The sequence below is a fragment of the Arthrobacter hankyongi genome, from assembly GCF_022012395.1.
Taxonomy (GTDB): domain Bacteria; phylum Actinomycetota; class Actinomycetes; order Actinomycetales; family Micrococcaceae; genus Crystallibacter; species Crystallibacter hankyongi.
The window spans coordinates 17,606-41,463 of the sequence record NZ_JAKLTQ010000008.1 but is presented as its reverse complement, the minus strand read 5'-3'; the positions used below and the strand labels follow the sequence as shown (position 1 = coordinate 41,463).

Below are 23,858 nucleotides of genomic sequence, written 5' to 3'. Positions count from 1 at the left end.
GCCGCCATCCAAAGGAAACCTATGTCCTCCCCAGCCCGCCCTGCGCTCGCCGTGGACGGCGCCGGCCTGAAGATCGGCGGTGCCCGCATCCTCGAGGATGTCCGCTTCGAGGTCGCCGCCGGCGAAATGGTCGGCGTGATCGGCCCGAACGGTGCCGGCAAGACCACCCTGTTCAACCTGATTTCGGGGGTGCTCAGGCCCACCGAGGGCCGCATCGTCCTTGGGGGTGCGGACGTCACGGGTGCCTCCATCCACGCCCGGGCCAGGGCGGGACTGGGGAGGACGTTCCAGACTTCGAGCCTGTTCCCGCAGCTGAGCGTGCTGGAAAATGTCCGGCTCGCCGCCCAGGCCCGGCGGGGCGGCAGCCTGTCGGTCCTGAAGTTTCCCCGCTCCGCGGACGAGGCCACCCGGGTGGCCCGGGAGAACCTGGCGGAAGTCGGGTTGCAGGACAAGGCCGCCACGGCGGCGGGGGACCTGGCGCACGGGGACAAGCGCAAGGTGGAGATCGCGATGCTGCTGGCCGCGGATCCGTCGGTGATCCTGCTGGACGAGCCGATGGCCGGCGTCGCCTCCGGGGACGTGCCCTCGCTGAGCGCCATCATCCGGCGGATGCACCGGGACCGCGGCTGCACCGTGCTGATGGTCGAGCACCATATGGACGTGGTGCTGGGTCTGGTGGACCGGGTGGCCGTGATGCACCACGGCAAGCTGCTGGCCATCGACACTCCGGACGCGGTGATGGCCAATCCCACCGTGCAGAGCGCCTACCTGGGGGAACCCGTATGAAACCGATCCTCAACATCGCCGGGCTCAATGCCTTTATCGCCGGCCAGCAGGTCATCGAGGATGTCTCCTTCTCGGTCCCGGCCACCGGCATTACGGCCCTGCTCGGCCGCAACGGCGTGGGCAAGACCAGCACCATCAAGGCCATCATCGGGCTGATCGGCCGCACCGGCACGGTGGAGCTGGACGGGCAGCGGATCGAGAAGGAGGAGACCCACCGGATCATCCGCCGCGGCGTCGGCTACGTCCCCGAGGACCGCGAGGTCTTCTCCAAGCTCACCGTCGCCGAGAACCTGAAGCTGGCCGAGCGGGACGCCCATCCGCGCCGACAGCTCGTGGAGGAGCTGTTCCCGGACCTGGTCAAGCGCTCCGGCCAGCTGGCCGGCACGCTCTCCGGCGGCCAGCAGCAGATGGTCAGCCTCGCCCGCGCGCTGCTGAACGAGAACAAGGTGCTGCTGATCGACGAGCCGACCAAGGGCCTGGCGCCCAAGATCGTGCAGGAAGTGGCCGATACCCTGGCACAGGCCGCAGCCACGGTGCCGATCCTGCTGGTGGAACAGAACCTGCAGGTGGTCCGCCAGCTCGCGGACGGGGCCGTGGTGCTCTCCGGCGGCCGGGTGGCGCATACCGCCGACAGCGCCGCGGACTTCCTGGCCGATGAGGACCTGACCCGCCGCCTGCTCGGCGTGCACGACGACGGCGCGGGCGCCGCGGCCCCGGCCGCGGGTTCCGGCGCGGGGGAGCCGGCCCCGGAGGTGGCCCGATGAGCACCGTCATCCTGCTGGCCGCGACCGGGCTCGGGCTCGGCGCGCTGTACTTCCTGGTGGCCTCCGGGCTGTCCCTGATCTACGGGCTGATGGGCGTGCTGAACTTCGCCCACGGTTCCTTCCTGACCCTCGGTGCGTTCGCCGGCTGGGAGGTGGCCCGCCGCACCGGGGCGGACAGCTGGTGGACCTTCCTGCTCTCCATCCTCATCGGCGCGGCGGTCGGTGCACTCTTCGCGGCGTTCACCGAGTTCGTGCTGATCCGCCGGCTGTACCAGCGGCACATCGAGCAGGTGCTGATCACCGTGGGGCTGGCGCTGGCCACGGTGGCCCTGTTCGAGGGCATCTGGGGTACCGACCCGGTATTCATCCAGGGCCCGGCCTGGTTCAAGGACACCACCGAGCTGCTCGGCGCCCGGATCCCGAACGACAGGTTCGTCTGCATCATCGCCGCGGTCCTGGTGCTGCTGGCCATGGTGCTGTTCCTCAAGCGCACCCGCTACGGCATGATCATCCGCGCCGGCGTCGAGAACCGCTCGATGGTCACCGCCCTGGGTATCGACGTGCGCAAGGCCTTCACCTTGGTCTTCACCATCGGCGGTGCCGCCGCAGGCCTGGGCGGGGTGCTGGCCTCCCACTACTTTGGCTACGTCTCGCCGCTGCTCGGCGGCTCGCTGCTGATCTTCGCCTTCATCGTCACCGTCATCGGCGGGCTCGGTTCGCTCACCGGGGCGGCGGTGGCCTCCGTTGCGGTGGCCCTGCTGCAGCAGTTCGCCAACTTCTACTTCGGCCTCGGGGACCTCGCCGTGGTGCTCGCCCTGGCGCTGGTGCTGCTCTTCCGCCCCGCCGGACTGCTCGGGAGGAAATCATGACCACCACCCGCACCGAGAACGCCGGGCTTGCGGCCGGAAGCCCGGCTCCGAGTCCGCGCCGCCTGCGCGGCGGCAAGGACTCCGACGGCGGCCGCCGGAAGCTGCTGGGCATCGGAGGCGGCCTGGCCGCCGTCGTGCTGCTGGCCCTGCTGCCGCTGTTGAACCTCTCCCTGCCCGGCATCCTGCCCGGCCCCACCTACACGCCCGGCTCGCTGCAGCTGCTGGCCATGTGCCTGCTGATGGCGGCGGCAGCCCTGAGCTACCACATGCTCCTGGGCGTGGCCGGGCTGCTCTCCTTCGGCCACGCGCTCTACTTCGGCGCGGGGGTTTACGGGCTGGCGGTGATCCTGTCCAACCTGCAGATCCCGCTGCTGCCGGCGATGGGACTGACCCTGCTGGTGGTCGTGATCCTGGCCCACGTGGTCGGCAGCATCAGCCTGCGCGTGGGCGGCATCCCGTTCGCGATGGTGACGCTCGCCTTCGCCCAGGCCGGGTCCGTGATGGTCCGGCGCAATCCGGGCGGAACCACCGGCGGCGAGGAAGGGCTCGCCCTGGACACGGCGAACCTGCCGGACTTCCTGGTCGGCGTGGCGAACACCCGCAACCTCTACTGGCTGGCCCTGGCCGCCCTGGTGCTGGTCTTCGCCGCCGTGAGCTGGATCCAGTACAGCCGGGCCGGCCACGTGGCCGCCGCGGTGCGCGAAAACGAGCTGCGCGTGCGGGTGCTGGGCCTGCAGCCGTACCTGGCCAAACTGCTGGTGTTCGTCGCCGGCGCCCTGATGGCCGGGCTCGTGGGTATGGTCTACCTGCTGCTGCAGTCCGGCGCGGTGCCGCGGGCGGTCTCCTCGGACTTCACCATCACGCTGCTGGTCATGGTGGTCTTGGGCGGCGTGGGCTCGCGCTGGGGAGCGGTGGCCGGCGGCATCTTCTACACGCTGCTGGACCAGCGGCTCACCGCCCTGGCCAACTCCGAGGCAGTGGCGGGCCTGCCGGACGTGCTGCGGATCCCGCTCTCGGAACCGCTGTTCATCCTCGGTACACTGTTTATCCTCGTGGTGCTCTTCCTCCCCGGCGGGATTACCGGCGGCATTCGGGGCGCGGCACGGCGGTTTGCCCGGCCGCGGGGCGGGCAGCCGGGCCGGACCGCAACCGCCGCGACCGCACGGCAGATTCCCGAGGAGCAGGCATGAGCCAAAACCCGGCAGCAGGCGACGGGCTGCACACTCTCGGCCGCTGGACGACGGACAGGTCCGTTTCCACCCCGGACCGGGTGGCCATCGATGACCGCGGCGTCCGGCTGCACTACCGCGAGCTGGAACGGCGGGCGGCAGCGCTCGCCGCCGCGTTCGGCGCCGCCGGCTACCGGGCGGGGGACCGGATCGGGACGGTCACCGGGAACTGCGCGGACCACGTGGTCCTTTTCTTTGCCTGTGCCAAGGCCGGCCTGGTGCTGGTGCCGTTGTCCTGGCGGCTGGCCCCGGCGGAACTGGCCGCCCAGCTGCAGTTGGCCGATCCGGCCCTGCTGGTGGTGGAGCACGAATTCGACGCGCTGGCCGCCGCTGCGCTGGAACTGCTGGCGGAGCCGCCGCGGACCGCGGCGCCGGGCCCGGCCGGCGTCGAACGCCTGCTGCCCGCGCGCACCGGTGCGATCCCCGGCCCGGTGCGCCCGGTCCGCGACGATGACCCGCTGCTGATGGTCTTCACATCGGGCACGGAAGGGCCGAGCAAGGCGGCGGTGCTCACCCACGCCAACTGCTTCTGGACCAACCTTTCCCTCTCCCGCACCATGGAGCTGAGCAGTTCGGACGTGGTGCTCTCGGTGTTGCCGCAGTTCCATGCCGGCGGTTGGAACATCCAGCCGCTGCTGGCCTGGTGGACCGGGGCCACGGTGGTGCTGGAGCGCCATTTCGACGCCGGCCGCGTGCTGGCGCTGATCGCCGAGCGCGGCGTGACCACCATGATGGGCGTGCCCAGCCAGTACCTGATGCTGGCCGAACACCCGGGCTTTGCCGCCGCGGACCTGTCCACGCTCACCCGGGCCGTGGTCGGCGGCGCCTCGATGCCCGCCCCGCTGCTGCGGATCTGGCACAGCCGGGGCGTGGCACTGAGCCAGGGCTACGGGCTGACCGAGGCCTCCCCGAACGTGCTGTGCCTGCCGCCCGAGGACGCCGAGCGGATGCTCGGCTACGCCGGCAAGCCGTATCCGCATCTGGAAATCGCCGTGGTGGATCCGGCCACCGGTGCCAGGCTCGACGGCGCCGCGACCGGCGAGCTCCGGGTGCGCGGCCCCGGCGTTTTCGCCGGCTACTTCAGGGACCCGGCGGCCACCTCAGCCACCCTGGTGGACGGCTGGCTGTGCACCGGGGACCTGGTGGAGCGGGATGCGGAGGGATTCGTGAAGATCGTGGACCGGATCAAGGACCTCTATATCTCCGGCGGGGAAAACGTCTCCCCGGCGCAGGTGGAGGCGGTGCTGCTGGCCCACCCGGCGGTGGCCGAAGCCGCCGTCGTCGGCGTGCCGGACGAACGCTGGGGCGAGATCGGCGCGGCCTTCGTAGTGGTGCGGGCCAGCATGGCCACGGACGAACAGGACCTGCTGGAGCACTGCGCGCAGCGGCTGGCCCGGTTCAAGCTGCCCGGCCGGATCGAATTCGTCCCGGCGCTGCCGCGCACCGCACTGAACAAGGTGGCCCGCGGCCGGCTGCGGACCCGGGCCGAAGCGGGGGCCCGGTGGTGAGCGGGGCGCCGCGCACCGCCCGCGGCACGCGGACGCGGGCCAAGCTGCTGGAAGCGGCCGAAAGCATCTTCGCCTCGGTGGGCTACCACGACGCCTCGATAGTGAAGATCACCGAACAGGCCCAGGTGGGCCTGGGCACGTTCTACCTCTACTTCGAGGGCAAGCAGGCCATTTTCGACGAGGTGGTGGAGGACCTGAACCGCCGGGTCCGCCACGCGATGACCGAGGCGGCCCGCAGCGCCGGTACCCGGCTCGAGGCCGAGCGGGCCGGCTTCCGCGCGTTCTTCCGCTTCACCGCCGAACACCCGGCGCTCTACCGGATCATCCGGCAGGCCGAATTCGTTTCGCCCGGCGCGCTGCGGATGCACTACACCCGGATCGTCAACGGCTACATCGAAGGACTCAAGAGCGCCCAGGCCGCCGGCGAGGTCCGGCCGCTGGATCCGACGGTCGCCGCGTGGGCACTGATGGGCGTCGGCGAACTGATTGGCATGCGCTGGGTGCTCTGGGACGAGCCCGGCGACGCCGGGCCCGCGGCGGCCGGGCCGCGCCGCGAAGTCCCCGAAGAGGTTTTTGAAGAAATGATGCAGTTCATCGAACGGGCACTGGCACCGGATGCTGCACCGGACCAGGAAGGAACCACAGATGGTTGAGCAGACCCTCACCGGCAAGCGGGCGATCGTGACCGGAGGAGCCAGCGGGATCGGCGAAGCCTGTGCCCGCGCCCTGGCCGCGCGCGGCGCCAAGGTGACCGTGGCGGACCTGGACGGGGCCGCGGCCGAGGCACTGGCCGCAGCCATCGGGGGAGAGGCCTGGCAGGTGGACCTGAGCGACACCGTCGCGCTCCAGGACCTCGAACTGGAGGCGGACATCCTGGTCAACAACGCCGGGATCCAGCGGATCAGCCCGATCGAGGACTTCGACCCGGAGGCCTTCCGGCTGATCCTGCGCCTGATGCTCGAATCCCCGTTCCTGCTGGTACGGGCGGTGCTGCCGGGCATGTACCAGCGCGGCTACGGCCGGATCATCAACATCTCCTCCGTGCACGGGCTGCGTGCCTCGGCCTACAAGTCCGCCTACGTCTCGGCCAAGCACGGGCTCGAGGGCCTGTCCAAGGTGACGGCGCTGGAGGGCGGCGCGCACGGGGTCACCAGCAACTGCATCAACCCCGGCTACGTCAAGACCCCGCTGGTTGAGAAGCAGATCGCGGACCAGGCGCGGGTGCACAACCTGCCCGAGGCGGAGGTCGTGGCGAAGATCATGCTGACCGAGAGCGCCATCAAGCGCCTCGTCGAGCCGCACGAGGTCGCCTCGCTGGCCTGCTGGCTGGCCGGGGAGGACGCCGGCATGGTCACCGGCGCGTCCTACACCATGGACGGCGGATGGAGCAGCCGGTGAACCCCTGGCAGCGCCGCGACTACCGCGCCATCGACGTCCCGGTCCGCGGCGGCCTGCTGCGCACCGGTGTATGGGGGCCCGGCTCCGGTCCCCAGGGCCAGGCCGTCCCGACCATCCTGGCCATCCACGGGGTGACCGCATCGCACCTGGCCTGGGGCCTGCTCGCGGACGAGCTGCCCGGGGTCCGCATCGTCGCCCCGGACCTGCGCGGCCGCGGCCGCAGCAACCGGCTGCCCGGCCCGTTCGGCATGGCCTCGCACGCCGATGACCTGGCGGCCGTGCTCGCCGCCGGCGACGTCGGCGCCGGCGGCGGGCCCGTCGTCGTCGCTGGCCATTCCATGGGGGCGTTCGCCGCGCTGGTGTTCGCCCACCGGCATCCGGCGCTGGTGCGGCGGCTGGTCCTGGTGGACGGCGGACTGCCGCTGCAGGTCCCGGCCGGACTCAGCGCCGACGAGGTAGTGGCGGCCGTGCTCGGCCCGGCGGCCGAGCGGCTGAGCCGGGTGTTCCCAAGCCGCCGGGACTACCGCCTGTTCTGGCGGGAGCACCCGGCCTTCGAGCGGAACTGGAACCCGCTGGTGGAGGCCTACGTGGACTATGACCTGGACGGCCAGGGGCAGCGGCTGCAGCCCTCCACCAGCTACCAGGCGGTGGCCGAGGACACTGCCGACCTGAATGGCGGCGCGGTCCTGCTGGCCGCCTTGGCGGGACTGAGCGTGCCGGCGGTGCTGCTGCGCAGCCCGCGCGGGCTGCTGGACGAGCCGCAGGGACTGTACCAGCCGGAGTATGTGCGGCAGTGGACGGATAGGACCGCCCTGCTCTCGGCCCGCGATGTTCCGGGGACCAACCACTACAGCATCGTGATGGACCATCCGGGCGTGCAGGCGGTGGCCGGGGCGGTCCGCGAGGCGCTGGAGCCGCAATTATCCCAGCCCGCCGGCTGTTAACCACGCGTTCACCAGTAGCGACACGCCCGCCCACCTGCAGGGTAATCCCAAGCGCGCCTGCCTATAGTCGAAAGGCCGATGCACCCCGAGCCAGGCCTTTCGACATCGGTGGCAGAAATTTGGGCAAAAGCACTCATGATTCGATTCGACCAGGTCACCAAGATCTACGACCAGAACTCGCGGCCCGCACTGGAGGACATCAGTGTGGAGATCGACCGCGGGGACTTCGCCTTCCTGGTCGGGTCTTCCGGCTCGGGCAAGTCCACCTTTATCCGGCTGGTCCTGAAGGAGGACAGGGCCACCCGCGGGGCCGTCTACGTGGCGGGCCAGAACGTGGCCAACATCCCCAGCTGGCGCGTGCCCAAGCTGCGCCGCGGCATCGGCGTCGTCTTCCAGGACTTCCGCCTGCTGCCGAACAAGACGGTGGCCGCGAACGTGGCCTTCGCCATGCAGGTGATCGGCAAGAGCCGGGCGGTCATCCGGGAAACCGTTCCCGAGGTGCTCAAGACCGTGGGCCTGGAAGGCAAGGACCACCGCATGCCCCACGAGCTGTCCGGTGGTGAGCAGCAGCGCGTGGCGATCGCCCGCGCCGTCGTCAACAAGCCCGGCATCCTGCTCGCAGACGAGCCCACCGGCAACCTGGACCCCACCACCTCGATGGGCATCATGAGCGTGCTGGACCGGATCAACCAGAACGGCACCACCGTGGTCATGGCCACGCACGATAACGTCATCGTCAATGAAATGCGCCGCCGCGTGATCGAGCTGCGGGACGGCCGGCTGGTCCGGGACGAAGCACAGGGCATCTATGTCGGCGCCCAGGATCGGAAGCGCGCCGCAGAGCCGAAGCAGAGTGCCGTATGAGGCTGGCATTCATCCTCGGTGAAATCGCTTCGGGCCTGCGCCGGAACCTCTCGATGGTCGTTTCGGTGGTCCTGGTGACCTTCATTTCGCTGACCTTCGTGGGCGCGGCTGGCATGCTGCAGCTGCAGATCAACCAGATGAAGGGCTTCTGGTACGACAAGGTCCAGGTGGCCGTCTTCCTTTGCGTGGACACGTCAACGACGGCCAGCTGTGCCTCAGGTCCGGTCACGGACGAGCAGCGCGGCGAGATCGAAAGCACGCTCAAGTCCCCGGCGGTGGCCCAGTACGTCGCCAACTACCAATTCGAGTCCCAGGCGGACGCCCTGGCGCACTTCAAGGAACAGTTCGCCAATTCGCCGATCGTGGATTCGGTGACCGCGGACCAGTTGCCCGAATCGTTCCGGGTCAGCCTGGTGGATCCGCAGAAGTACGAGGTCATCAACGAGGTCTTTTCCTCGCTACCGGGCGTGGAAGTGGTGGTGGACCAGCGCGAAGTCCTCGAGCGCGTCTTCAGCGTCATGAACATTGCCTCACTGGTGGCCGTCGGTATCGCCGCCGTCATGATCATCTGCGCCATCCTGCTGATCGCCACCACCATCCGGCTCTCCGCGTTCAGCCGTCGCCGCGAGACCGGCATCATGCGCCTGGTCGGTGCCTCCAAGGCCGTGATCCAGCTGCCCTTCATCCTGGAAGGGGTGATCGCCGCAGTCATCGGTGCGGTGCTGGCCTCGCTGGTGCTCTGGACCGTTGCGCGTTTCTTCATCGGCGGCTGGCTGGCGGATCAATACCCGGACACCGCCTTCATCTCCGATACGTCGGTGCTGCTGATCGCCCCGGCGCTGCTGCTGCTGGGCGCGCTGCTGGCGGGGGTTTCCTCACTGCTGACCCTGCGCCGGTATTTGAAGGTCTAGACTCATGACTAGTCAACAAAATAACAGGTGGGGGGACCGGTCGGTGCAGCGTGGCTACAGCTTTGTCCGTTCGAGTCAGCAGTGCCGTCCGAAGAGGTTTCCGCACGGCATTCTGGCAGCCGGACTCACCGGCCTGCTGCTGTTGACCCTGGCCGCAGCCGGTCCCGCACGGGCAGACAACCTGGATGACCGCAAGCAGGCACTGGAGCAGGAGATTTCCGACGTCCAGGAGTCGCTCGAGTTCCTGGACACGGACATCGTCAAGACCGTGACCCAGCTGAAGGAATACCAGCATCAGCTCCCGGCCGCCCAGGAAGCGTTGTCCGAGGCGCAGGGCCGCGTGGAGGAGGCCGCCGGCCAGGTGTCCGCCCTGTCCCAGCGGGTCGACCTGGCGCTGCAGACCAAGGACAAGATCAACCAGCAGATGGCCGACGACGAGGCGCGGCTGGCCGACACGAAGAAATTGATCGGCCAGATCGCCACCCAGGCATACAAGCAGGGCGGGGTGCCCAGCAACCTCCAGCTGTTCTTCGGCTCCGGGCCCAAGGCCGGCCTGGCGGATACCATCAGCCTGGCGGACCAGGCGCTGCGCACGCAGAACGCCGCCCTGGACCGGCTCTCGCAGCAGAACGCCACGAACGTGAACTCCGAGGCCCGGCTGGCCGCGGTCGAGGAAGAGATCCGCGGCCTCAAGGAGCAGGCCGAGGCCGCCCTGGCTGCCGAGCAGGTTGCCCGGGACGCGGCCGCCGCGGAAAAGGACAAGGTGGACCGGCTCATCGCGGACACCTCCGCGCTGTCGGACAAGCTCCAGGCCCGGAAGCCGGAAATCCAGCAGAAGCTGGCCGAGGCCGAATCGGCGCACGCCCAGGTGCAGGCTGATATCGCCGAGCGGCAGGAACGGCTGCGCCGGGAGGCCGAGGAACGGCGCAAGCGCGAGGAAGCCAAGCGCAAGGCGCAGCAGGCGGCTTGGGAGAAGGAACAGCGGCGGATCAAGGCAGCCCAGGCTGCCGCCGCTGCCAAGGGCCAGCCGGTGCCGCAGATTGTTCCGACCGTGTCGCAGCCGGCACCGGCTCCGTCCCAGCCTTCCTCGTTTGGCCTGATGGCACCGGTTTCGGCCTACGTTTCCTCGGGCTTTGGCTGGCGCCCGACGCCGGCCGGCACCATCGACTTCAACGGCACCGGCGGGTACATGCATACCGGCCTCGACTATGCCGCCAGCTGCGGCACCCCGGTGCGGGCACCGGCAGCGGGCACGGTGTGGCGGGCCGCCTTCGACACCTACGGTGCCGGTAACTTCGTGATCCTGGACCACGGCGTGGTCGGCGGCAATGCCCTGATGACCAAGTTCTTCCACCTCACCCGCTCCGTCGTGTACCCGGGACAGCAGGTCGGCCAGGGCCAGCTGATCGGCTACTCCGGCACCACCGGAAACTCCACCGGCTGCCACCTGCACTTCGAGACCGTGCTCAACGGGACGCTGGTCAACCCGGCGGGCCTGCTCTGACGCGGTAGCCCGCCCGGGTAGGGCAAGGCCCGGGCCGCGGGGCCCGCGGGGCCCGTGGCGAGCTTGCGAGCTGTGGGGAGGGCCGGGCCGTTATACTGGAGCTTTCCACCGATCGAAGGAGATGCCCCGTGCCCAGGGAAAGTGGCCGCAAGGCGGTGGCCACCAATCGCAAGGCGTTCCACGACTACCACGTCCTGGATACCTACGAGGCCGGGATGTCGCTGATGGGCACGGAGGTCAAGTCCCTCCGGGAAGGCCGGGCGTCCCTGGTCGACGGCTTTGCCACCTTCTACAACGACGAACTCTACCTGGAGAACGTCTACATCCCGGAGTACCTCAACGGCAGCTGGACCAACCATGCGGCCCGGCGCCGGCGGAAGCTGCTGCTGCACCGCGAGGAGCTGGCCAAGATCTCGCACAAGATCCGCGAGTCGGGGTTTACGATTGTTCCGCTCCAGCTCTACTTCCTTAACGGAAAGGCCAAGGTCGAGATTGCCGTGGCCCGAGGCAAGAAGGACTACGACAAGCGGCAGGCGCTGCGCGAGAAGCAGGACACCCGCGAGGCACTGCGCGCGATGCGGGCACGCAACCGGGGCTAGGAACTTAGGTCTCCCGGCGGGAAATAATTGCGCCGGGGGATGGGTTACAATAAGTACTCCGGAGCCACCAGATGGGTTCGGCAACGGACAGTGCCAGCCAAAGGCAACTGGGATTGGTAACTGAATAAGGGGATGACTGGTTTCGACGATGTTAGTCGCGACAGGTGAAGCGGGCCGAGGATGCAGAGTTATCTCGTAAACGCTCTCTGTAAACCAATAAGTGCCGAATCTAAGCGCACTGACTTCGAACTCGCTGCCTAAGCAGTAGTTCAGTCCGTCAGCCCGGGGATGCTCTCGCCCCGGTAACTGGCGTCATTTAGAGGGCCACTGCTGGACACTTTCGCCGTTGGAGTGTCCGGGACTTTTAGACGGCTGGGCCCGGGTTAGCCACTCGTTTGCATGATGGCTAGGGCCGAGAAAACCCGAAGCAAACTGCGCCCGGAGAAGCCCTGGCAACACAACATCGGACGGGGGTTCAATTCCCCCCATCTCCACCTCTGAGATTCAGGAAGTGTCTTCCCACTCCCTGTATCGCATTGGGTCTGCTCCTGCAGAACAGCGAAGGCCTGCCCCTCGGGGCAGGCCTTCGCTGTTTCCCGGCAGCCGCTCAAACGATCGGGGAGACGGAGCGGATAGGCCCGTCTCCCCGGGAGGCCGTGCGCTGAGCCGGTTCAGCCTTCGCCGCAGAGCAGGTGGTACCAGCTGTCGGCCAGCACCTCCAGTACGTGGTCGCGGTGCGGCTCGGACTTGCGGCGGGTCCAGAGCGTCGAGACGTAGTTGAGCTGCGTGAAGGCGAGCATTCCGCGCACATGGAGCGTTTCCTCGGAGAAGCGGCCGGCCAGCTGCATGCCCCGGATGAGGTCGGAAATGACCTCCTCATGCCATTCCGCGAGCATCGCCCGCACCTCGCGATCAACCGCGGCGGCCTCATCGAGCACGTCGAGGTACGGGCGGAAGACCGGCCAGAGCGCCGCGCGGGACTCGAGCCAGGCGAGGATACCCGGCAGCTCGCCCGCGCGCACGACGTCGACCAGTTCCGCGGCGGTCGACGCGTGGTCGGGGCCATCCGCGCGGTCGAGTACGGTGTTGACGCGCGCCATGAAGTCCCTCATGAGATCACTGCGCGAGGGGTAATGCGCATAGAAGGTTACCCGGCTGGTGCCGGCGGCTGCGGCGATTTCGTCGATCGTCGTCGCAGCGTAGCCCTTCTCGGTGAAGAGCTCGAGCGCCCGTTCGACGATTATGTCGCGGGTCAGCTGTTTCTGGGCTTCCCGCAGTGACACCATAAGGAGATTCTAACGGTGGTGTGAGGGACGTGAGATCGGCATCAGATTGTCACCGGTGCTGCCGGGCGCAGCGTTCCCGGACCGGCGCCGGCCAGACGACGCAGTTTCGGGATGGGAATCCGGTAGTTGACCGCCGCGGCGGTCCCGGAGCCGTCCTCGTTCTCCCAGCGCATCAGCATCGACTCCCGGTCCTCGCCCGGCTCGCAGAAGTCGGGTGCGCCGACCACCGGCGTAAAGCCGACGGACTTGAGCGACAGGCCGAAGCCCTCGGTCCAGAAGTACGGCTGGAAGTCGAACTCGGGCGCCGCGTCACCCTTGAGCAGGCCGACGGCTGCGACCTTGGCCTGGTCGATGGCGCTTGTCCACAGCGGCACCCGTCCCATCCCGCGGCGGGTCGGGAAGAACGCCACGTCGCCGGCGGCGACGACGTCCGGCCGGAGCCGGCCGCGTGAGTCGACGCGCAGCGACCCGTCGACGAGCAGTCCCGAGCCGGCCAGCCAGTCGACGTTCGGCTCGTCGCCGATCGCGCTGATGACGAGGTCCGCCTCCATTTCGGTACCGTCGGCCAGGGCGACCCGCGTCCCGGCAGCGGAGTCGATGAGGCGGGCCTTTCCGCCGCTGACCAACCGCAGTCCGCGCCGGATGGCGGCGGAAGTGAACAGAGCGGACAAATGGTCGCCGAGCTGGTTCGCGAGCGGTTTGGCGTCGGAGACGAGCGTGACCTCGCAGCCGACGTGCAGGCAGCCTGACGCGACCTCCATGCCCAGCGGACCGCCGCCGACCACGATGACCGAGGGCCGCCCAGCGACGCGCTGCTTCAGCGTGATCGCATCCTCGATCGTGCGCAGGGTGAGTTCCCGGGGCGCGCCGTCGGGCCGCGGCTCCGGAGCGAGGCGCCTCGCCCGGGAGCCGGAGGCGATGACCAGGCCGTCATACGGCAGCTCGCCGCCGCTGTCGAGCCGGACCACCCGGGCGTCGATGTCCAGGCCTGCGGCGCTGACGCCGAGCAGCTCGGTCGCTTCGTGGGTCGGCGCGGGCAGCTCGTGGGCCGTCAGGCCGTCGTCGCGGTGCAGCAGCGCCTTCGACAGGGCGGGGCGGCTGTAGGGGTGGTGGCGCTCGGCGCCGACCACCGTCAGCTCGCCGTCGAACCCGGCCGAGCGCAGTGAGTCGCAGGCCGTGAGCCCGGCGATGCCGTTGCCGACGACGACGATCCGGCGCATCGTCACTGCCCCGCCAGCCGGAGCGCGGCGACCGGGCAGACCCGTACCGCCGCCTTGGCGGTGTCCAGATCGGCCCCGTCCACCTCGGGGGTATCGATCACGAGTTCGCCGTCGTCGTCGAGGTGCATGAGCTTGGGTGCGGCTTCTTCGCAGAGGCCGTGTCCCTCGCAGCGCGGCCGGTCGAGTTCGATCCTCATGCTGCCACCACCTTGACGACCTGGAGCTGCTCGTGGCTTCGCGTGATGTTGCTTGGCTCCCGGACTTCGTCCGCGATCGCCATCGACCTCACCCGGCGGGCGAGCGCGTCGATGATCGCATGGGCCTCAAGCTTCGCCAGGCCTTGGCCGGCGCAGCCATGCGGCCCGTAGCCGAAGGAGAGATGGTCGACCGGGTTGCGCGTCACGTCGAAGACATCGGGATTCTCGTAGTGCCGCGGGTCGCGGTTGCCGGCGCCGAAGAGGATGCCCAGCTGGGCGCCTGCGGGAACCGTGACCCCGTCGATCTCGACGTCGCGCGTCGCCGTGCGGCCCCAGATATGGATCGGGGCCCAGTAGCGCAGGACCTCGGCGAAGGCGGCGGGGACAAGGTCCGGGTTTTCGCGGACGAGTTCGAGCTGCTCCGGGTGGCGGCCGAACAGCGCGACGATGTTGCCGATCGAGGCGATGGTCGTGTCGACGCCGGCCCCGAGGTACTGGTGGATGATGTGTCCGGCCGTGCCTTCGGGGATGTCACCGCGCGTCTCGGCGTCGAAGATTCCGCGGCCGATCGAGCCGGGAGCGAGGTCGTCGGCGGTGACCGTGGAGCACCAGCCGTAGAGCTCGCCGGCGATCGGGAAGCTCTCCTGCGTGCGCTGGTTCATCGGCCCGATGACCTGCATGGCGGCCTGCCCCCAGCGCAGCATGTTGTCCTTGACGTGCCCGCTGAAGCCGATCAAGTCGGCGACGATCTCGAGCGGGAAGGCGCGGGCCAGGGAATCGACGGCTTCGAAGCTGCCGCTGGCGGCGAGCTCGGCGACAAGCTTGTCCGCCTTCTCATCGATGGTGACCTTCAGGCCGCGCAGGGCCCGCGGCGTGAGGTTCTCCGACAGCGTCGCGCGCAGCTGGGTGTGCAGTGGCGGGTCGGAGGCAAGCGAAGTGCCCTGCAGCGCCTCGTTCACCATGGGGTTGAAGCCCAGGGCCGTGGACGAGAACGTCGCCGGATCGCCGAGCGCGTCGCGGATGATGTCGTAACGGGTCAGGACATACAGGTCGTTCTTCGGCAGGTAGACGACGCCGGCCTGCTCGCGCAGCGCTGCGTAGGTGGGGTAGGGGTCGACCAGGACGCCGTCGTCCCAGATGTCGATGGCCGACTCGGTGGGTGCAGTCACAGTATTCTCCTTGAGGTTGGGGATGGGGATGGGGTAGTGGGTAGCTGAAGTGAAGGCCGTGGGCCTCAGACGGCGGCCTCGGCATTGGCCTCCGTCGTCTCCGTGACGGCGCCGGGCGCGGGGGCCGAGGAGCGTGCGGAGATGAACAGAGTGAGGATGGCGGAGACTGTCGCCGCGATGCCCGCGACGAGGAAGACAATCTGGAAGCCCTGGCCGAGGGCGGTCCCTGCCGCGCCTTGGATCTGCTGCTGCGCGGAGCTGAGGGCCTGGACCATGCCGTCGACGGCCTGGCCGGGTGCGCCGCCGGCCAGCGCCTGTCCGGAGAACTGCCCGATGATGCCCTCCCAGCCGGAGAGATAGCCCAGCGGCGGCACCTGGGAGAGCCCGGCGACGGCGTTGGCCGGCAGCCCAGCCCCGCCAAGGATCCCGGCGAGAGGTCCGGCGAAGACCGAGGCACCGACGCTGAACGCGATGGCCGAGCCAACGACGGGGCCGAGGGCGAAGCCGAGGTCGCGCAGCAGGTTCGTCGTCGCCGAGGCCATGCCGATATCTTGCGGCCGGACGGTGTTGATCGCCACGGCGGTAATGGAGCCAACGGTGAGCGCGAATCCGAGGCCCAGCAGCAGAAGCGGCGGAATGAAGGCCGTCCACGAGGTACCGCCGAAGGCCTCCGGCGTGCCCAGGGCGAACGTCGAGAGCCAGTAGCCGGAGACCGCCATCAGGGCGAATCCCGCGGTGAGCACCCAGCGCGGCGCGACGTGGTGGATGAGCCACCCCACGACCGGGATGAACGCGAAGGCGGGGCCCTGGATGAAGACGAACAGCACGCCGACCTTCCAGGCCTCGGCCAGGGCGAGTCCGCCGACGGCGACACTCGTGCTGTAGCAGATCGCGAGGAAGGCGAACATACCGGTGACCGCGACGATTCCGGTGATCGAGTAGGCGCTGTTCTTGAACAGCGAGAGGTGGATCAGGGGCTGCCGGGTGCGCGTCTCGATGACGATGAAGAGGACCAGGAGGATGCCGCCGGCGACGTAGCTCGCGATGACTTCCCCGGAGCCGAAGCCGGAATCGACCGCCTGCACGGTCGCGAAGAGGACGGCGATGAGGCCGAGCGCGAGGGTGATCTGGCCGGGCAGGTCGAGTTTGCGCCCCTCGGCGGCCGCGGAGTCTTTCGCCCGGAGCGCGATGATCAGGACGATGACGGCGACCGCGGCTGCCACGTAGTAGGCCACACGCCAGCCGCTGAACACGTTCGGAGCGCCCGCCTCGGCGCCCGGCACGGTGAAGACCTGCGCGGTGAGGCCGGCGAGCACGGGGGAGATCACCGCGCCGAGCGACAGGAATCCGGCCCAGGTGGCAATGGCCCGCGCCCGCGCCCGATGGCCGGGGGTAATCGCCGCGATCATGGACAGCGAGATGGGGAAGAGGATGCCCGCCCCGATGCCGCCGATAGCCTGCGCGGCGATCATCATCCCGGTCGTCGACGCCAGCGCGGCCAGGACGGAGCCGACGACACTGACCACGGCACCGATGTACAGCAGCTTCTTGCGGCCGAACAGGTCGCCCAGAAGTCCCCAGCTGAGCTCGAACACGACGATGCCCATCATAAACATGCCCGCGATCCAGGTCAGGCCAGCGCCGGAGGTGTGGAATTCCGTAGCGAAGGTGCCGTTGAGGGCGCCCGGCAGTGCATTGGTGATCTGCGCGAGGGCGACCGCGCTGTAGGCGGCCACGAATGTCGCTCGGGCTGAGCCGCGGCTCGATACCGTGCTGGTTTGACTCATCGATGAAACTCCCTTGTTCCGGTCGAAGCTCGGGTGGTGGGCGACGGACCACGCTCGCTGGTCTCCGGGTGCCCGGCGGGCCTCGGCGGAAGGAGCGTTTCCTGAGACAGTGTGACCTTAAGGTTTACGTCATGTCAATAAAAATTATGACGTGAATTACATTGACTCTCCGCAGGGCCTGCAAAAAATATGCAATGACAACTTACTTAACATGACGTAGTGTGATTGTGGATGCACCGCGACGGCTCGATGGGCCGCCGGGACCCCTCCTTCAAACCCGAATTTCAACGGATAGATCAATGAGCCGCCCCACGCCCGTTCGCACGGGCGGGGCCTTCATGCCGCCGTAGAGCACGCCACCGTCCATGCGGTCATTGGCCCACCATCACCGTCCGGCGTGGGTGGCTCAGTGGCAGGCACGGCGGTCCTGTGACTGTTAGCCGAGTAGGGCGGTGAAATCGCAGCTCGGAGTGGCGGTTTTTCTGCATGGGAGGGTCGCTGCCGGCCGGGGGATGACTTGTATCCGCTGGGTTCGGGAACTCACGGCATGGACCTCTGGAGTCTTTTGGGACGAAGGGCTGTACCTGGCCGGCCGATTGAACCGCCCCGGGATCCTCCTATTCGGCTAACAGTCCCGGTGGCTGCGGCCCTGGAAGCCGGCCACGATCCGGAGCTCGCCCGGCTGAGCGAGGTCCGGATCCGTCTGGCATCGACATCGACCACCCGGGCCTCGCCATGGACCTCGCCGGTGATCAGTCCGGTCTTGCCTCCGGTGAAGGGAGGTGGGACCGCGCCGAGGTTGGCCAGCGCCAGGGCGGGCAGGGCACCGGAGATCCGCTCTCCGGTGGTCAACAGCAGGTCAAGCTCGCGGGCTGCCGGTGCCGGGGCCACTTGGCCGGCCAAGTCGAGCAGATCGTCCGTGGTGTCGCCCATGGCGGAAACCACCACCACGACCCGGTAGCCTGACTCGTACGTATCCGTGATCCTGCGGGCGACCCGGGTAATTGCTTCGGCCGTTGCGACAGAAGTTCCGCCGAATTTCTGGACGATCAGTCCAGCGCCGAAATCAGCCTCCAAAGCGGCCGGCGCCCCGGGCGGCTGCGGGACCATGGCCGCCTCCTGGTAGGCGCTTCCTGCCGAGGTGCGGTGCTACATGGCTTCCCCGGCAGATCATGTCGGGCCAGGTCCTGTCTGTGCAGTTCACCCGCGTCTCCGTTACGCGCCCGTTATCGGCACGTTACCGCTCGCCGATTAGTTTCCTGATGAAACCTTTAGCCCCGTTGACATCCCCGGGCAGGGTGGCAAGCTGGAACAAACGGGGATTCCCGCAGCGGCCGTGGGGGCGGTCAGCGGGTGGCCAGTGCTGGGGGGAGCCGGAATATCATGTCCGTAAACCGCAATTGGGAAGTCCATCTGCTCGGAGGGTGGCACCTGTTCCACAACAGGCACCCTGTCAAAGTCACCATCCGCCAGCAACGATTGATTGCTGTCCTGGCCCTGTACGGCAGCCAGCCCCGCTCCTTCCTGGCCGGGACCCTGTGGCCGAACAGTTCGGAGAAGCAGGCCACCGGGAGCCTGCGCGAGAGCATCTGGATGGTGTCGCACCAGCTGCCGGGACTGCTGGTGGAGGGCAGGGATCCGCTGGCCTTGTCGGCTTCCGTGACGGTGGACGTGCATACCGTCCGGCGCCGGGCCGCCGAACTGGACCGCAGCCCGGGAAACCGCGGGGACCAGCGCAGCGCGGAGATGCTGGACGCGCTCCGGAACGCGGAGCTGCTGCCCGGCTGGTACGAAGACTGGGTGACGGTGGAGCAGGAACGCTGGAACCAGCTGCGCCTGACCGCACTGGAACGCCTCGCCACCCGGTTCCTGGAGCACGGCGAGACCGGACAGGCCGTGGAGGCCGCTGCCTGCGCCATCGCGATCGAGCCGCTGCGGGAAAGCGCCCAGCGCCTGCTCCTGGAGGCCCATCTGGCCGAGGGGAACTACGCGCAGGCATTGCGCAACTATGACGCCTTCAGCTCCCGGCTCTGGGACGAGTTCGGAGTGGAGCCCTCCGCAAAGATCTCCGAGCTGATCAGCCCTCTCAGGCTTGAGCGCGGCAGCCGGCGGCAGGACGCGGCTCCCGAACACGGATTCGAAGGCGCGGGGGCGGCCGGCCGGCTGCGGTTCGGCGGCTTGCCGGCCCGGTAGGCCCCCTATGGACCGCGGGATCAGGGCTCGGCAGTCAGCGAGTTGGCGTAGAGGTCCAGCAGCGCGGGCATGCCGCCCTGTTCCATGGCCTTGCGCTGGCGCTCGGCTCCGGTGCCGTCGGCGCGCACCTCGGCGAGCGAAGCGTCGACCCATTCGGTCTCGCCCGCTTCCTCGAGCGCGGGGCGGATGTGCCGCAGCAGTTGGGCCAGCACCATCTCCGCCGGCAGCAGCACGCCGGCCAGCGGGTCAATCAGCTTCCCGGCCATGCCGTGGCGCCCGGCCTGCCATACGGCGGCGTCCAGCACCTCGGCGTCGGGCTCCGGACACGGCAGCCCGCGCGCCGCCTCGGCCGCCGCGGTGGAGACCAGACCACGGATCAGGGCGGCCAGCAGCACCGCGTCCTGGGCCCGAAGCTGCACATCCGCGGCGCGGACCTCGACGGTGGGGTAATGGTCCGAAAGCCGGGCAATCCAGGTCAGCACGCCGCGGTCGATAATCACCGAAGTGTCCACCAGCCGCTGGATGCGCCGTTCATAGTCGGCGGCATCGGCGAATACCGGCGGGCAGCCTTGGAGTGGCCAGCGGCGGTAGTTGATGGTGCGCCAACTGGCGAAGCCGCTGTCCCGGCCCTGCCAGAACGGTGAGTTCGCGCTGACCGCTATGATGGCCGGCAGCCACGGGCGGATCCGGTTCAGCACCTGGACGCCGGTTTCCCTGTCCGGCACTTCGACGTGCACATGCTGGCCGTTGATGAACTGGTCCGCCACAATCCCTTTCGCGCTGGCCTTGAGCTGGTGGTAGCGCGGCTTGTCCGTGACCTCCGGAAAGCTTTCGTCGATGCTCGGCGCTGTTGCGGTTGCGGCGGCCCGTACGCCGGCCTTGCGCGCGGCGGCAGCCAGGCTGCGGCGGAAATTAAGCAGGGACTCCTCAGCCTCGGTCAGCGTGCTGCACACGCTGGTGGCCGTCTCGATCTGGCAACTGAGCAGTTCCCGCTGGATGTCTCCGCGGGCCACCACGGCGGAGCCCTCCAGGTACGCGGCGACCGTGTCTGCGACCGCCGCGGGCTTGGCACTGTGCGGGTCCAGCAGCAGGTATTCTTCTTCGACGCCGATCGTCGGAACTACCTGCCGGGCGCCGGTGGCTGCCGCGGCGGCTGCATTGGCCGGGTGGTGCATGTGCTGCCCTTCCTTCGGATGTTGGCGGACAGTTTGAGCTTAGTTGATCAGCATGCTGTCTGTTGAATCCGGTAGGCGGGTTCAGCCCCCGACGACACAGCCGGGATGCGGCCGGTCGCTGCTGATCCACAGCGCGGCTGCCGTCTCGGCGCCGAGGTCGAGTTCGCGTGCGGCGTCCTCCGCGCCGAACCTGACTACCAGTGCGCCGCCGAAGGGGCGCCGTCCGATGATGCTGACCGGTTCGTCCAGGCCGATGCTCTCGGCCTGCAGGAAGCGCAGCAACTCCGGGTCCGCATCGCTGATCCGGGTGATCCTGCCGGTATGGCCCTCATCCAGGTCCTGCAGCCGGTAGGCCCGGGGGACCGTGATGGAACCGTCGGCAGCCGGAATTGGATCCCCGTGCGGGTCCCGCTCCGGGTCGCCCAGCTTGGCCGCCATGCGTTCGACCAGCTTTTCCGAGACCGTGTGCTCCAGCAGTTCGGCCTCGTCATGAACCTCGTCCCAGGCGTAGCCCAGTTCCTGGACCAAGTAGGTTTCCAGCAGCCGGTGCCGGCGCACCATGGCCAGGGCGAGCCGGCGGCCTTCGTCGGTGAGTTCGACGCTGCCGTAGGGCTCGTGAGACACGAGTCCGAGTTCGACGAGCTTGCGGACCATTTCGGATACGGAAGAATTGGCTACCCCGAGCCGGGCGGCCAGGCGGGAGGAGCTGGCCGGGCGGTCCTGCCACTCGGTGAAGCCGTAGAGGACCTTGACGTAGTCCTGGACGCTGGACGAGTCGCTGCTCAGGACGGAGTTCTTTTTGTGCTGCTTGTTGGCTGGGGACATCTTCGCTTCCGGGATTCTAGCGGCCGGCTAACTGTCCGGCGGGCCTGGCCGCCTCAAGACGGGAGGCGCGGCGGCGCCGCCATTGCCAGACTACCCCGCTGCGGCGGGCGAAGAGGAACACGATGATGAAGACCACTGACTGCGCCAGCACCACCGACGCGCCGGTCGCAATATCCAGGTAGTAGCTGGCGTAGATGCCTGCCACCGAGGCGGCCGCGGTGACCGAACCGGCGATCAGCAGCATCCGGTCGAAGCTGCGGGTCAGCAGGAACGCGGTGGCGCCGGGGGTGATGAGCATGGCGACGACGAGGATGATTCCCACCGCCTGGAGTCCGACGACGACGGTCAGTGCCAGCAGGCCCAGCAGCAGCGCGGACAGCCGGCGCGTGCCCAGGCCGATGGCGTGGGCGTGGACGCGGTCGAAGGCAAAGACCGTCAGGTCCCGCCGCTTGAACAGCAGCACGGCCAGGGTCAGGGCGCCCAGCACCAGCACCTGGATGAGTTCGCCGGTGGTGACGCCCAGGACATTGCCGAAGAGGATGTGCTGCAGGTCGATCTGGCTCGGCGTCTTGGAGATGATGGCCAGGCCGGCCGCGAACAGGCCGGTGAAGACGACGCCGATGGCCGTATCGGCCTTCAGTTTGCTGTTGGCCCGGACCGCGCCGATCAGCGCCACCGCGCCGGCGCCGAACACGAAGGCGCCGATCGAAAACGGAATGCCGGCAATGTAGGCCAGGGCCACGCCCGGCAGGACGGCGTGCGAGACCGCATCGCCCATCAGCGACCAGCCCATCAGGATCAGCCAGCAGGAGAGTACCGAGCAGACGACGGCGGCGGCCACGGTAACCAGCAGGGCGCGGGTCAGGAAACCATACTGCAGCGGCTCCACCAGCCAGTTAAGCAAGTCCATCGGGGGTCTCCTCCAAGGCGGCGGTTCCGGCCGCGGCAGGCAGCGGGCCGAAAGCCCGCGCAAGGTTGTCGTTGGTCAGCACGGACCCGGGTGTGCCGTGCGCGAGCACATGCCGGTGCAGCAGTACGGCTTCATCGCATAACTGCGGGATTCCGGCCAGGTCGTGGGTGGAAACCAGGATGGTCCTGCCCTCGTCCCGCAGGTCGCGGAACAGCGCCACGAGAGCGCCCTCTGAGGACTTGTCGACGCCGGCAAACGGCTCATCGAGCAGCATCAGCGCCGCGTCCTGGGCAATGCCCCGGGCCACGAAGGCCCGCTTGCGCTGGCCGCCGGACAGTTCGCCGATCTGCCGGTGCTGCAGGTCGGCCAGGCCGACCCGGTCCAGGGCGTGGTCCACGGCCTCGCGGTCCTGGCGGCGGGCGCGGCGCATGGGACCGAGCCTGCCGTAGCGGCCCATCATCACGACGTCGCGGACGCAGACCGGGAACGTCCAATCGACGTCTTCGGACTGCGGCACATAGGTGACCAGGTTCAGTTTCCGCGACTGGACGGAGTCGAGGCCGAATAGCCGCACCGAACCCCGGGTCGGCTGGACCAGGCCCATCAGGGATTTGAACAACGTGGACTTGCCCGAGCCGTTCACTCCGATCAGGCCGCAGATTCTCCGCTCTTCGATGGTGAGGTTGACGCCGTCGAGCGCGGTCACGCCGTGGTAGTCCACGTGCAGTTCGTTGACGGCGATCGCGGCCGCCCCGGAGGGGATCTGCTGCAGGCTCATGGCGCCAGTCCTTCCTTGATCATGTCGATGTCGTGCCGGATCAGGTCCAGATGCGTGGGGACCGGCCCGCCCGCGGCGGAGAGCGAGTCTACGTACAGTGGTTTCACCAGCCGGGCGCCGGTGGCCGCGGCGACCTGTTCCATGGCCGAGGGATTGACCGTGGACTCGCAGAAAACCGACGGCGCCTTGTGCTGCTGCACGAACCCGATCGCATTCTTGATCTGGTGCGGCGTGCCTTCGGCATCCGAGTTCACCGGCCAGAGGAAGGCTTCCTGCAGCCCGGCGTCCCGGGCCAGGTAGGAGAATGCCCCCTCGCAGGTAACCAGCGCCCGGCTGGACCGCGGCTCCTTGAACGCCCCGGTCAGGTCCGCCATGACCTGATCCAGTTCGGCCTTGTAGCTTTCGCCGTTGGCGCGGAAATCCGCGGCATGGGCCGGGTCGAGCCGGCTCAGCGCCTTGACTGTATTGTCCACATAGGTCTTGGCGGCCAGCGGGGACATCCAGGCGTGCGGATTCGGCTTGCCCTCGTAGTCGCCGGACCGGATGTTGACCGGTTCCACGCCCTCCGACAGCACCGCGTGCGGCGCGGGAACGGAGGCCACGAACCGCTCGAACCACCGCTCCAGTCCCAGCCCGTTGTCCAGGATCAGGTCGGCCTCTTGGGCGTTGACCAGATCCGAGGGCGTGGGTTCGTAGCCGTGGATCTCGGCGCCGATTTTGGTGATCGATTCAACCCGCATATGTCCGCCGGCGATCGTCCGCGCCATATCCGCCAGCACCGTGAATGTGGTCAGCACCAGCGGCCGCGGATCCTCCGCGGCGGAGCGGCTGTCCGCCGACCCCGCGCCCCCGCAGGCAGTCAGCGCGCCCAGCGACAGCAGCAGGGCGAGGGCAGTCCACCAATTTTTCGGCATGCCTAAATATAGCTTGATGGCATGCCTG

Annotated in this window: 24 protein-coding genes and 1 other RNA gene; 14 read left to right on the top strand and 11 right to left on the bottom strand. The window is 68.6% G+C overall.

The features are described from left to right. The first annotated feature begins 21 nt into the window (after positions 1–21). From LVY72_RS12250 to ssrA, 13 genes are all read left to right on the top strand, one after another. Positions 22–786 (top strand): ABC transporter ATP-binding protein, encoded by a 765-nt coding sequence (locus LVY72_RS12250; RefSeq protein ID WP_237821217.1) that lies wholly within the window; start codon positions 22–24, stop codon positions 784–786. Next, complete coding sequence (locus tag LVY72_RS12245; RefSeq protein WP_237821215.1) at positions 783–1,550, top strand: ABC transporter ATP-binding protein; 768 nt, start codon at positions 783–785, stop codon at positions 1,548–1,550. Before LVY72_RS12250 ends, LVY72_RS12245 begins: the two co-directional genes overlap by 4 nt. After that, a complete protein-coding gene (locus LVY72_RS12240) occupies positions 1,547–2,419 on the top strand; it encodes a branched-chain amino acid ABC transporter permease (RefSeq protein WP_237821213.1) in 873 nt (290 codons plus the stop codon). The genes LVY72_RS12245 and LVY72_RS12240 overlap by 4 nt, the downstream gene beginning before the upstream one ends. Continuing rightward, positions 2,416–3,609: a branched-chain amino acid ABC transporter permease gene (locus tag LVY72_RS12235; protein WP_237821211.1), complete on the top strand. Its 1,194-nt coding sequence runs from the start codon at positions 2,416–2,418 to the stop codon at positions 3,607–3,609. The genes LVY72_RS12240 and LVY72_RS12235 overlap by 4 nt, the downstream gene beginning before the upstream one ends. Next, entirely contained in the window at positions 3,606–5,156 is a 1,551-nt protein-coding gene (locus LVY72_RS12230) for an AMP-binding protein (protein ID WP_237821209.1), read from the top strand. The genes LVY72_RS12235 and LVY72_RS12230 overlap by 4 nt, the downstream gene beginning before the upstream one ends. Continuing rightward, positions 5,153–5,809, top strand: a complete 657-nt coding sequence (locus tag LVY72_RS12225) for a TetR/AcrR family transcriptional regulator (protein WP_237821208.1) — start codon at positions 5,153–5,155, stop codon at positions 5,807–5,809. Before LVY72_RS12230 ends, LVY72_RS12225 begins: the two co-directional genes overlap by 4 nt. Continuing rightward, a complete protein-coding gene (locus LVY72_RS12220) occupies positions 5,802–6,554 on the top strand; it encodes a 3-hydroxybutyrate dehydrogenase (RefSeq protein WP_237821206.1) in 753 nt (250 codons plus the stop codon). Before LVY72_RS12225 ends, LVY72_RS12220 begins: the two co-directional genes overlap by 8 nt. Beyond that, positions 6,539–7,498, top strand: a complete 960-nt coding sequence (locus tag LVY72_RS12215; protein ID WP_237821204.1) for an alpha/beta hydrolase — start codon at positions 6,539–6,541, stop codon at positions 7,496–7,498. The genes LVY72_RS12220 and LVY72_RS12215 overlap by 16 nt, the downstream gene beginning before the upstream one ends. Positions 7,499–7,633: 135 nt before the next feature. Then, entirely contained in the window at positions 7,634–8,362 is a 729-nt protein-coding gene (ftsE, locus tag LVY72_RS12210) for a cell division ATP-binding protein FtsE (RefSeq protein WP_237821202.1), read from the top strand. Further along, positions 8,359–9,273 carry a permease-like cell division protein FtsX gene (ftsX, locus tag LVY72_RS12205; RefSeq protein WP_237821200.1) on the top strand — a complete coding sequence of 305 codons (915 nt, stop codon included), beginning with the start codon at positions 8,359–8,361 and terminating at the stop codon, positions 9,271–9,273. The genes ftsE and ftsX overlap by 4 nt, the downstream gene beginning before the upstream one ends. Before the next feature lie 4 nt (positions 9,274–9,277). Further along, on the top strand, positions 9,278–10,777 hold the full coding sequence (locus LVY72_RS12200; protein WP_237821198.1) for a M23 family metallopeptidase: 1,500 nt from the start codon (positions 9,278–9,280) through the stop codon (positions 10,775–10,777). A 128-nt stretch (positions 10,778–10,905) separates the two neighbouring features. Continuing rightward, positions 10,906–11,376, top strand: a complete 471-nt coding sequence (gene smpB, locus LVY72_RS12195) for an SsrA-binding protein SmpB (RefSeq protein ID WP_237821196.1) — start codon at positions 10,906–10,908, stop codon at positions 11,374–11,376. Between the two features lie 128 nt (positions 11,377–11,504). Further along, positions 11,505–11,873: a transfer-messenger RNA gene (gene ssrA / locus LVY72_RS12190) on the top strand. 174 nt (positions 11,874–12,047) lie between these two features. Here ssrA and LVY72_RS12185 read toward each other — a convergent pair. The 6 genes from LVY72_RS12185 to LVY72_RS12160 all read right to left on the bottom strand — a co-directional run bounded on the left by LVY72_RS12185 (position 12,048) and on the right by LVY72_RS12160 (position 18,145). Then, positions 12,048–12,662 (bottom strand): TetR/AcrR family transcriptional regulator, encoded by a 615-nt coding sequence (locus LVY72_RS12185; RefSeq protein ID WP_237821194.1) that lies wholly within the window; start codon positions 12,660–12,662, stop codon positions 12,048–12,050. A 41-nt stretch (positions 12,663–12,703) separates the two neighbouring features. After that, positions 12,704–13,882 (bottom strand): NAD(P)/FAD-dependent oxidoreductase, encoded by a 1,179-nt coding sequence (locus tag LVY72_RS12180; protein WP_237821462.1) that lies wholly within the window; start codon positions 13,880–13,882, stop codon positions 12,704–12,706. A gap of 2 nt (positions 13,883–13,884) precedes the next feature. Further along, entirely contained in the window at positions 13,885–14,079 is a 195-nt protein-coding gene (locus LVY72_RS12175) for a ferredoxin (protein WP_237821192.1), read from the bottom strand. Then, positions 14,076–15,248, bottom strand: coding sequence for a cytochrome P450 (locus tag LVY72_RS12170; RefSeq protein WP_237821190.1), 1,173 nt, complete (start codon positions 15,246–15,248; stop codon positions 14,076–14,078). The genes LVY72_RS12175 and LVY72_RS12170 overlap by 4 nt, the downstream gene beginning before the upstream one ends. Positions 15,249–15,313: 65 nt before the next feature. Continuing rightward, positions 15,314–17,035, bottom strand: coding sequence for an MFS transporter (locus LVY72_RS12165; protein ID WP_237821188.1), 1,722 nt, complete (start codon positions 17,033–17,035; stop codon positions 15,314–15,316). 540 nt (positions 17,036–17,575) lie between these two features. Further along, the gene (locus LVY72_RS12160; protein WP_372463703.1) at positions 17,576–18,145 is read right to left on the bottom strand and encodes an amino acid kinase family protein; all 570 of its coding nucleotides are present in this window, start codon (positions 18,143–18,145) and stop codon (positions 17,576–17,578) included. 273 nt (positions 18,146–18,418) lie between these two features. Here LVY72_RS12160 and LVY72_RS12155 point away from each other — a divergent pair, with 273 nt between their 5' ends. Continuing rightward, positions 18,419–19,228 carry an AfsR/SARP family transcriptional regulator gene (locus LVY72_RS12155; protein WP_237821186.1) on the top strand — a complete coding sequence of 270 codons (810 nt, stop codon included), beginning with the start codon at positions 18,419–18,421 and terminating at the stop codon, positions 19,226–19,228. A 20-nt stretch (positions 19,229–19,248) separates the two neighbouring features. Here LVY72_RS12155 and LVY72_RS12150 read toward each other — a convergent pair whose 3' ends face one another. From LVY72_RS12150 to LVY72_RS12130, 5 genes are all read right to left on the bottom strand, one after another. Further along, complete coding sequence (locus LVY72_RS12150) at positions 19,249–20,403, bottom strand: carboxylate-amine ligase (RefSeq protein ID WP_237821184.1); 1,155 nt, start codon at positions 20,401–20,403, stop codon at positions 19,249–19,251. A gap of 81 nt (positions 20,404–20,484) precedes the next feature. Beyond that, positions 20,485–21,228 (bottom strand): metal-dependent transcriptional regulator, encoded by a 744-nt coding sequence (locus tag LVY72_RS12145; RefSeq protein ID WP_237821182.1) that lies wholly within the window; start codon positions 21,226–21,228, stop codon positions 20,485–20,487. 16 nt (positions 21,229–21,244) lie between these two features. After that, positions 21,245–22,138, bottom strand: coding sequence for a metal ABC transporter permease (locus LVY72_RS12140; RefSeq protein WP_237821180.1), 894 nt, complete (start codon positions 22,136–22,138; stop codon positions 21,245–21,247). Beyond that, a complete protein-coding gene (locus tag LVY72_RS12135) occupies positions 22,125–22,916 on the bottom strand; it encodes a metal ABC transporter ATP-binding protein (RefSeq protein ID WP_237821178.1) in 792 nt (263 codons plus the stop codon). Before LVY72_RS12135 ends, LVY72_RS12140 begins: the two co-directional genes overlap by 14 nt. Further along, entirely contained in the window at positions 22,913–23,830 is a 918-nt protein-coding gene (locus tag LVY72_RS12130; RefSeq protein ID WP_237821176.1) for a metal ABC transporter substrate-binding protein, read from the bottom strand. The genes LVY72_RS12135 and LVY72_RS12130 overlap by 4 nt, the downstream gene beginning before the upstream one ends. Positions 23,831–23,858 lie beyond the last annotated feature (28 nt).

Excerpts from the sequence above, each read along its gene's own strand:
- LVY72_RS12250 (WP_237821217.1), top strand. The coding sequence starts at position 22 with ATGTCCTCCCCAGCCCGCCCTGCGCTCGCCGTGGACGGCGCCGGCCTG.
- LVY72_RS12245 (WP_237821215.1), top strand. The coding sequence starts at position 783 with ATGAAACCGATCCTCAACATCGCCGGGCTCAATGCCTTTATCGCCGGC.
- LVY72_RS12240 (WP_237821213.1), top strand. The coding sequence starts at position 1,547 with ATGAGCACCGTCATCCTGCTGGCCGCGACCGGGCTCGGGCTCGGCGCG.
- LVY72_RS12235 (WP_237821211.1), top strand. The coding sequence starts at position 2,416 with ATGACCACCACCCGCACCGAGAACGCCGGGCTTGCGGCCGGAAGCCCG.
- LVY72_RS12230 (WP_237821209.1), top strand. The coding sequence starts at position 3,606 with ATGAGCCAAAACCCGGCAGCAGGCGACGGGCTGCACACTCTCGGCCGC.
- LVY72_RS12220 (WP_237821206.1), top strand. The coding sequence starts at position 5,802 with ATGGTTGAGCAGACCCTCACCGGCAAGCGGGCGATCGTGACCGGAGGA.
- LVY72_RS12215 (WP_237821204.1), top strand. The coding sequence starts at position 6,539 with ATGGAGCAGCCGGTGAACCCCTGGCAGCGCCGCGACTACCGCGCCATC.
- ftsE (WP_237821202.1), top strand. The coding sequence starts at position 7,634 with ATGATTCGATTCGACCAGGTCACCAAGATCTACGACCAGAACTCGCGG.
- ftsX (WP_237821200.1), top strand. The coding sequence starts at position 8,359 with ATGAGGCTGGCATTCATCCTCGGTGAAATCGCTTCGGGCCTGCGCCGG.
- LVY72_RS12200 (WP_237821198.1), top strand. The coding sequence starts at position 9,278 with ATGACTAGTCAACAAAATAACAGGTGGGGGGACCGGTCGGTGCAGCGT.
- LVY72_RS12185 (WP_237821194.1), bottom strand. The coding sequence starts at position 12,662 with ATGGTGTCACTGCGGGAAGCCCAGAAACAGCTGACCCGCGACATAATC.
- LVY72_RS12180 (WP_237821462.1), bottom strand. The coding sequence starts at position 13,882 with ATGCGCCGGATCGTCGTCGTCGGCAACGGCATCGCCGGGCTCACGGCC.
- LVY72_RS12175 (WP_237821192.1), bottom strand. The coding sequence starts at position 14,079 with ATGAGGATCGAACTCGACCGGCCGCGCTGCGAGGGACACGGCCTCTGC.
- LVY72_RS12165 (WP_237821188.1), bottom strand. The coding sequence starts at position 17,035 with ATGAGTCAAACCAGCACGGTATCGAGCCGCGGCTCAGCCCGAGCGACA.
- LVY72_RS12160 (WP_372463703.1), bottom strand. The coding sequence starts at position 18,145 with ATGGTCCCGCAGCCGCCCGGGGCGCCGGCCGCTTTGGAGGCTGATTTC.
- LVY72_RS12155 (WP_237821186.1), top strand. The coding sequence starts at position 18,419 with ATGTCCGTAAACCGCAATTGGGAAGTCCATCTGCTCGGAGGGTGGCAC.
- LVY72_RS12150 (WP_237821184.1), bottom strand. The coding sequence starts at position 20,403 with ATGCACCACCCGGCCAATGCAGCCGCCGCGGCAGCCACCGGCGCCCGG.
- LVY72_RS12145 (WP_237821182.1), bottom strand. The coding sequence starts at position 21,228 with ATGTCCCCAGCCAACAAGCAGCACAAAAAGAACTCCGTCCTGAGCAGC.
- LVY72_RS12140 (WP_237821180.1), bottom strand. The coding sequence starts at position 22,138 with ATGGACTTGCTTAACTGGCTGGTGGAGCCGCTGCAGTATGGTTTCCTG.
- LVY72_RS12135 (WP_237821178.1), bottom strand. The coding sequence starts at position 22,916 with ATGAGCCTGCAGCAGATCCCCTCCGGGGCGGCCGCGATCGCCGTCAAC.
- LVY72_RS12130 (WP_237821176.1), bottom strand. The coding sequence starts at position 23,830 with ATGCCGAAAAATTGGTGGACTGCCCTCGCCCTGCTGCTGTCGCTGGGC.